The organism is Zongyangia acetica, assembly GCF_038739695.1.
GTDB lineage: Bacteria > Bacillota > Clostridia > Oscillospirales > Ruminococcaceae > Zongyangia > Zongyangia gallinarum.
On the sequence record NZ_JBBEWN010000030.1, the window covers coordinates 1 to 7,321 of the forward strand.

Sequence of the window (7,321 nt, forward strand, 5' to 3'; positions counted from 1 at the left end):
GGAAACCCAAGGAGTGATAGGTCAGCCAGTTGCTCCTCTCATTGTAGCTTAGGCACGAGATGGAAAGAAAGCCGGACTGGCTGCCCGGCTTTCCTGTCCAAATTTATTGTAATAGGAGTAAAAAATATGCGGCAAGGTATTCTTAAATAAAACTATAATCAAATAGTGGGAACAAAGGATTATGATAGCTCCTTTTGTAGGGGCTTAGTTTTTTGTACCCAATTTAAGAATACTTTTGCCTTATCAATTTTGACATATCCCCAAAAACAGCAATCACAAACAGGTGTATGCTGTATATGTGTATGTCCGCAACTTATAATCCCCAGTGGTAAAAGTATTTTACTGCTGGGGATTTTTATGCCCTTTGGGGCTGTAAAGGGAGGACAATCACATGAAAATAATCAATATTGGAATTCTTGCCCATGTAGACGCTGGAAAGACGACCTTGACGGAGAGCCTGCTATATGCCAGCGGAGCCATTTCAGAACCGGGGAGCGTCGAAAAAGGGACAACGAGGACGGACACCATGTTTTTGGAGCGGCAGCGTGGGATTACCATTCAAGCGGCAGTCACTTCCTTCCAGTGGCACAGATGTAAAGTTAACATTGTGGATACGCCCGGCCACATGGATTTTTTGGCGGAGGTGTACCGCTCTTTGGCTGTTTTAGATGGGGCCATCTTGGTGATCTCCGCTAAAGATGGCGTGCAGGCCCAGACCCGTATTCTGTTCCATGCCCTGCGGAAAATGAACATTCCCACCGTTATCTTTATCAACAAGATCGACCAGGCTGGCGTTGATTTGCAGAGCGTGGTTCAGTCTGTTCGGGATAAGCTCTCCGCCGATATTATCATCAAGCAGACGGTGTCGCTGTCCCCGGAAATAGTCCTGGAGGAAAATACCGACATAGAAGCATGGGATGCGGTCATCGAAAATAACGATGAATTATTGGAAAAGTATATCGCAGGAGAACCAATCAGCCGGGAAAAACTTGCGCGGGAGGAACAGCAGCGGGTTCAAGACGCCTCCCTGTTCCCAGTCTATCATGGCAGCGCCAAAAATGGCCTTGGCATTCAACCGTTGATGGATGCGGTGACAGGGCTGTTCCAACCGATTGGGGAACAGGGGGGCGCCGCCCTATGCGGCAGCGTTTTCAAGGTTGAGTACACCGATTGCGGCCAGCGGCGTGTCTATCTACGGTTATACAGCGGAACGCTGCGCCTGCGGGATACGGTGGCCCTGGCCGGGAGAGAAAAGCTGAAAATCACAGAGATGCGTATTCCATCCAAAGGGGAAATTGTTCGGACAGACACCGCTTATCAGGGTGAAATTGTTATCCTTCCCAGCGACAGCGTGAGGTTAAACGATGTATTAGGGGACCAAACCCGGCTCCCTCGTAAAAGGTGGCGCGAGGACCCCCTCCCCATGCTGCGGACGACGATTGCGCCGAAAACGGCAGCGCAAAGAGAACGGCTGCTGGACGCTCTTACGCAACTTGCGGATACTGACCCGCTTTTGCGTTGCGAAGTGGATTCCATCACCCATGAGATCATTCTTTCTTTTTTGGGCCGGGTGCAGTTGGAGGTTGTTTCCGCTTTGCTGTCGGAAAAATACAAGCTTGAAACAGTGGTAAAGGAACCCTCCGTCATTTATATGGAGCGGCCGCTCAAAGCAGCCAGCCACACCATCCATATCGAGGTGCCGCCCAACCCGTTTTGGGCATCCATAGGACTGTCTGTTACACCACTCTCGCTTGGCTCCGGTGTACAATACGAGAGCCGGGTTTCGCTGGGATACTTGAACCAGAGTTTTCAAAACGCTGTCAGGGATGGTATCCGTTACGGGCTGGAGCAGGGCTTGTTCGGCTGGAACGTAACGGACTGTAAGATTTGCTTTGAATACGGGCTTTATTACAGTCCGGTCAGCACGCCGGCGGACTTCCGCTCATTGGCCCCGATTGTATTGGAACAGGCATTGAAGGAATCGGGGACGCAGCTGCTGGAACCTTATCTCTCCTTCATCCTCTATGCGCCCCAGGAATACCTTTCCAGGGCTTATCATGATGCACCGAAATACTGTGCCACCATCGAAACGGCCCAGGTAAAAAAGGATGAAGTTGTCTTTACTGGCGAGATTCCCGCCCGCTGTATACAGGCATACCGTACTGATCTGGCCTTTTACACCAACGGGCGGAGCGTATGCCTTACAGAGCTGAAAGGATATCAGGCCGCTGTCGGTCAGCCGGTCATCCAGCCCCGCCGTCCAAACAGCCGCCTGGACAAGGTGCGCCATATGTTTCAGAAGGTAATGTAAAGATACATAATCGTCAAGACGGCAACAATCAGAAGTTATGGAGGGTAACAATGGAATATAGTAAGGAAGATTTAATGGAAGCAAAAAAGCAAATTTGGGGAGTGGGAGAGAACATGGGAACAGAGGAAAGTAAAAAAATCTGGGAGGAGAACGCACAATTTTGGGATAATGCAATGGGTGACGAATCTAATGAATTTCACAGAGAGGTAGTGCGTCCCAAAGTAACGGAACTTCTATCTCCTAATCCTGCGGATTACATTTTGGATATTGCGTGTGGCAATGGAAATTATTCTTCGTATCTTGCACAAAGAGGCGCTTCGGTTGTCGCTTTTGATTACAGCAAAAAAATGATAGAATTGGCTAAAAGACGGCAATCACAATATGCAAAACAAATTGAATTTTGTGTGGCGGATGCGACCGATAGAAAAAGTATATTAGAATTAAAAAGAAATCGAGCCTTTACGAAAGCAGTTTCTAATATGGCAATTATGGATATTACGGATATTGAACCACTTCTTATGGCTGTTTATGAACTGTTGCAGGAAAGCGGAATTTTTGTCTTTGCAACGCAACACCCTTGTTTTGTCACGTTGACTGAAAAATATATGACACCGCACAGTTACTATGATATAGCGATTGAAGGGCAACCGAAAGAGCAGATTTATTATCATCGTTCCATACAAGATATTTTTAACCTTTGTTTTAGAGCTGGATTTGTCATTGATGGATTTTATGAAGAATGTTTTAAAACCAACAAAGAAATTCCTATGGTAATGATAGTAAGGCTTAAGAAGGTAAAACGTGATAGCTTAAAATAAATTCAAGTTTGTCGGGTAAATAGCAAACCCAGCCGAGCCAGTCAACGGTCAAGATGAACGGCGCATATGCGCAGCCGTTGACAGCCCCGCCCGCCTTTGCTGGTAGGCAATCAAGGGGCGACAGCAAGAAGTGCCACCGCCCCGCACTATTATTCAGAAAGGGGAATTTCCATGACCGACCAGATAGCCTATCAAGAATATATCCAGCGCAGGTACAACGCCTTTTGCAAGACTGTTATCCGCTGTGCCGCCTTGGACAAGATTTTGAAGCTTAAACGGCAATGGGAACGGCAAGTTTCCCTTGACTATCTGATGAACGAGAAGTTTGTCCAGTTTGCCGCGTCGGAGCCGGACGAGGAATACCCATTTACCGTCTGCGGTCAGACCGTCCTGCTCTGCAACGCCGCCCTTGCCGACGCGATCTCTGTTTTGCCGGAGCAGACGCGGGAAGAAATCCTGCGCTATTACTTTCTGCGCCAGCCGCAGCGCGTGATCGGCGCGTGTATTGGCCGGTCACGCAGCACAGCGGGGCGGCATATCCAGCTTGCCTTGCAGCGGCTACGCGAAGAAATGGGGGTGAGCCGGTATGAGTAGACTTCTCCCCTATGAAACAATCCTCAAAGCCCGTGAGGGCGACCCAGAAGCCGTGAACGCTGTCCTGCTCCACTACGCCGGATATATCCGCTATTTCTCAAAAGTGAACGGGCAGGTCAACGCCGAGGTGGAGGACTATGTAAAGCAGCGGTTAATTGACTGTCAATTCAAGTTCCGGCTTGACGAACCACCGGACAAGTCATAAAAACTGAATACCAGCCGCCACCGACGCGGCCAGCGAAAGCAGTAAGTCTTGAAAAAGATTTACTGCTTTTTTTGTTGTCCGGCTCCGCTCCCGGCCATTTTGCCCCCTGCCGGTTGTAGTAGTAAGCGAGGAGGGAATTTTTCTGCCCTGGTGTTTGGCATTTGGAGCATTTACCCGTAGTAGAGGGCAAAGAGAAAGGATTTCTCCAACACCGGGTAGAAACCACTGCGTCCGGTGTCATTTTAGCGAAAGCGGGCAGGAATGCCCTTTACAGGATTAGTAGTAGCAGAAAAAGAGAAACAAACTTTTGTGGTTGCAGTTTTCCAAAAAAGTGGCGGACGGAAGTGAGAGAAAGTTTGCAGTCACGGAGAGCAAGTTTCTACCACGGTGCCAAAATCCGCAATTCTGCAGTTTTGCCCCTCGCGGGAAACTTGTTGGGGAGTGCCTTCCCCAAACCCTGCTCATGCGCCCTTACGGGCGAGAAAGGAGGTCACACCATGCGAAAGAAATACAACACGCCCCACCGCAGCCGCGTTGTGAAAACCCGGCTGTCCGAAGATGAGTATGCCGACTTCACAGCGCGGCTTGCGCCCTATGGTATCAGCCAGTCGGAATTTCTCCGGCAGGCGATACGGCGGGCGACCATACGCCCGGTTGTCCATGTGTCGTCGGTCAATGACGAGTTGCTTTCCGCTGTCGGGAAGCTGACAGCCGAGTACGGCAGGATCGGCGGCAACCTCAATCAGATTGCCCGGTATCTGAACGAATACGGCGTACCCTACAACACCCTTTCCGGCGAGGTACGCGCCGCCATATCCGACCTTGCCGTCCTCAAGTATGAAGTCCTCAAGAAAGTAGGTGACGCGGTTGGCAACACTCAAGCATATCAACTCTAAAAACGCCGACTACGGAGCCGCCGAACAATACCTGCTCTTTGAGCATGACGAATTTACTATGAAGCCCGTCCTTGATGAAAACGGCAGGCTTATCCCCCGTGAGGATTATCGCTTGTCCACGCTGAACTGCGGCGGCGAGGATTTTGCCGTTGCGTGTATGCGCTCCAATCTCCGCTATGAGAAAAATCAGCGGCGGGAGGATGTGAAAAGCCACCACTATATCATCAGCTTTGACCCACGGGACGGGCCGGACAACGGCCTGACCGTAGACCGGGCGCAGGCGTTGGGGGAGCAATTCTGTAAAGAGCATTTCCCCGGCCATCAGGCCCTTGTCTGCACCCACCCGGACGGGCATAACCACAGCGGCAACATCCATGTGCATATCGTCATTAACAGCCTGCGGATAGAGGAAGTGCCGTTCCTGCCCTACATGGACAGGCCAGCGGACACGAAAGCCGGGTGCAAGCACCGCTGCACCGACGCAGCCCTACGCTACTTCAAGTCCGAGGTCATGGAGATGTGCCACCGGGAAGGACTTTACCAAATCGACCTCTTGAACGGCAGCAAGAACCGTGTCACAGACCGGGAATATTGGGCGCAGAAAAAGGGACAGGCCGCACTGGACAAGCAGAACGCCCCCATGATTGCAGGCGGTATCACGCCCCGGCAGACCAAGTTTGAAACGAACAAGGAGAAGCTGCGGCAGACCCTACGGAAAGCCCTTGCCACCGCTGCCAGCTTTGACGAGTTTTCCTCTCTGCTGTTGCGGGAGGGTGTGACCGTCAAGGAGAGCCGGGGGCGGCTGTCCTACCTCACGCCAGACAGGACGAAGCCTATCACCGCCCGGAAGCTGGGCGGCGACTTTGACCGCACCGCCGTCCTTGCCGTTTTGGAGCAGAACGCCCAGAGGGGCGTAACGGTTCGCTACACCCCGCAGCACCAAGCCGCCAGAGCCGCCGAACAGACCGCAGCCATACCCGAATACCTACACGCCGGGAAAGGCCGCTTACAGGGCGAAAAGACAGGGAAAATCGACCCCAGACAGGACAGTGTGCAGCGGCTTGTGGACATTGAGCAGAAGATGGCCGAGGGCAAGGGCAAAGGCTATGAACGATGGGCGAAGATACACAATCTGAAACAGGCCGCCAAGACCCTGACCATCTACCAACAGTACGGCTTTTCTTCCCCGGAACAGCTTGAAGCCGCCGTTGCTACCGCCTATCAGGAAATGCGCCAGACCAGCGGCGAACTGAAAGCACTGGAAACGAAGCTGCAAGGGAAAAGGGAGTTGCGGCAACAGGTACTTGCCTATGCCAAGACCAAGCCCATCCGCGAGGGGCTGAAAGCGCAGAAATCCGAGAAAGCCCGCGCCGCATACCGCCAGGCAAACGAGAGCGATTTTATCATAGCCGAAGCCGCCGCCCGGTATTTCAAGGCACAGGGGCTTACCAAGCTGCCCGGCCGAAAAGCGTTGCAGGCCGAGATCGAGCAGCTTATCTCCGAGAAAGACGGCCTGTACAACACCTATCACGAACAGAAGCAGCGGTTCAGGGAGTTGCAGACCGTCAAGCGGAACATCGACCAGATTTTGCGCCGGGAAGAGCCGCACCGCAGAAAGGAGCAGAGCCATGAACGATAAGCCGTCCCGCATGGACTACCGCCAGCACCAGGCAGCCCGCCGCCTTGTGCATGAGTGCTGTAACTACGACGAGGGGAACTGCCTGCTGTTAGACGACGGGGAGCCTTGCGTGTGCGTCCAGAGCATTTCCTATTCCCTCATGTGCCGCTGGTTCCGTGTGGCTGTCCTGCCCCTTGACGGGGAGCTGGCCGCAGCCCTCTTGTACCGGGGGAGCCGGAAACGCTGCGCGGTCTGCGGGGCGGCCTTTGTCCCCAAATCCAACCGGGGGAAATACTGCCCCGGCTGCGCCGGGTGCATGAAGAAACGCAAAGCCGCCGAGAGAAAGCGGAAACAAAGGCAGAAATGTCACGCTTTAGAGCCTTTCAAACCCGCATAAATCAAGGCTTTTTTCGTGGGTGTCAAAGGGTATGCGATACATTTATCCTTTCCCCCCGGAAATGCCGTCCTAATGCGTGACAAAGCCCAAAAACGACACAACACAGAGGGAGGTGATACTATCGCTGATTATATCAGGGCAGACACCACGCTGCCCGCCTATCTTCCATACCCCCGTTTCCTGCTGAAAATGGAGATTTCACAGACCGCCAAGCTGCTGTATGCGCTTTTATTAGACCGCTCCACCCTGTCACAGAAGAACGGCTGGCAGGACGGCGAGGGCAGGATATTCATTGTCTACCCCGTTGCGGAGATAGCGGAAATGCTGGACAAGGGTTGTACCGCCATCAAGGGAGCCTTGAAAGAACTGGACATGGCGGGGCTGCTGGAACGGGAACGGGGCGGCTTCTCCGCACCGAACCGGCTTTATGTCAAAGTGCCGCGAGTGCCACAGGTACAGTTTTCCGACCAACTGATGGCCGG

At 52.6% G+C, this 7,321-nt stretch carries 8 protein-coding genes; all 8 read left to right on the forward strand.

Annotation, left to right across the window (positions count from 1 at the left end):
* Positions 1–391: 391 nt before the first annotated feature.
* Positions 392–2,311, forward strand: a complete 1,920-nt coding sequence (tet(W), locus tag WGC32_RS14745) for a tetracycline resistance ribosomal protection protein Tet(W) (protein ID WP_002586627.1) — start codon at positions 392–394, stop codon at positions 2,309–2,311.
* 50 nt (positions 2,312–2,361) lie between these two features.
* Complete coding sequence (locus WGC32_RS14750) at positions 2,362–3,129, forward strand: class I SAM-dependent methyltransferase (protein ID WP_002586626.1); 768 nt, start codon at positions 2,362–2,364, stop codon at positions 3,127–3,129.
* 171 nt (positions 3,130–3,300) lie between these two features.
* Positions 3,301–3,723, forward strand: a complete 423-nt coding sequence (locus tag WGC32_RS14755; RefSeq protein ID WP_002586616.1) for a sigma-70 RNA polymerase sigma factor region 4 domain-containing protein — start codon at positions 3,301–3,303, stop codon at positions 3,721–3,723.
* A complete protein-coding gene (locus WGC32_RS14760) occupies positions 3,716–3,928 on the forward strand; it encodes a helix-turn-helix domain-containing protein (RefSeq protein ID WP_002586615.1) in 213 nt (70 codons plus the stop codon). Before WGC32_RS14755 ends, WGC32_RS14760 begins: the two co-directional genes overlap by 8 nt.
* A 497-nt stretch (positions 3,929–4,425) precedes the next feature.
* Positions 4,426–4,824 carry a plasmid mobilization protein gene (locus tag WGC32_RS14765; RefSeq protein ID WP_002596229.1) on the forward strand — a complete coding sequence of 133 codons (399 nt, stop codon included), beginning with the start codon at positions 4,426–4,428 and terminating at the stop codon, positions 4,822–4,824.
* On the forward strand, positions 4,796–6,463 hold the full coding sequence (locus WGC32_RS14770; protein WP_342683020.1) for a relaxase/mobilization nuclease domain-containing protein: 1,668 nt from the start codon (positions 4,796–4,798) through the stop codon (positions 6,461–6,463). Before WGC32_RS14765 ends, WGC32_RS14770 begins: the two co-directional genes overlap by 29 nt.
* Positions 6,453–6,839 carry a cysteine-rich VLP domain-containing protein gene (locus WGC32_RS14775; protein WP_000998386.1) on the forward strand — a complete coding sequence of 129 codons (387 nt, stop codon included), beginning with the start codon at positions 6,453–6,455 and terminating at the stop codon, positions 6,837–6,839. Before WGC32_RS14770 ends, WGC32_RS14775 begins: the two co-directional genes overlap by 11 nt.
* A 15-nt stretch (positions 6,840–6,854) precedes the next feature.
* Positions 6,855–7,321, forward strand: a 467-nt coding sequence (locus WGC32_RS14780; RefSeq protein WP_462933648.1) for a replication initiator protein A, incomplete at its 3' end; no start/stop codon positions are given.

Coding starts and splice junctions, on each gene's coding strand:
- WGC32_RS14760 (WP_002586615.1), top strand. CDS start 3,716: ATGAGTAGACTTCTCCCCTATGAAACAATCCTCAAAGCCCGTGAGGGC.
- WGC32_RS14765 (WP_002596229.1), top strand. CDS start 4,426: ATGCGAAAGAAATACAACACGCCCCACCGCAGCCGCGTTGTGAAAACC.
- WGC32_RS14755 (WP_002586616.1), top strand. CDS start 3,301: ATGACCGACCAGATAGCCTATCAAGAATATATCCAGCGCAGGTACAAC.
- WGC32_RS14775 (WP_000998386.1), top strand. CDS start 6,453: ATGAACGATAAGCCGTCCCGCATGGACTACCGCCAGCACCAGGCAGCC.
- WGC32_RS14750 (WP_002586626.1), top strand. CDS start 2,362: ATGGAATATAGTAAGGAAGATTTAATGGAAGCAAAAAAGCAAATTTGG.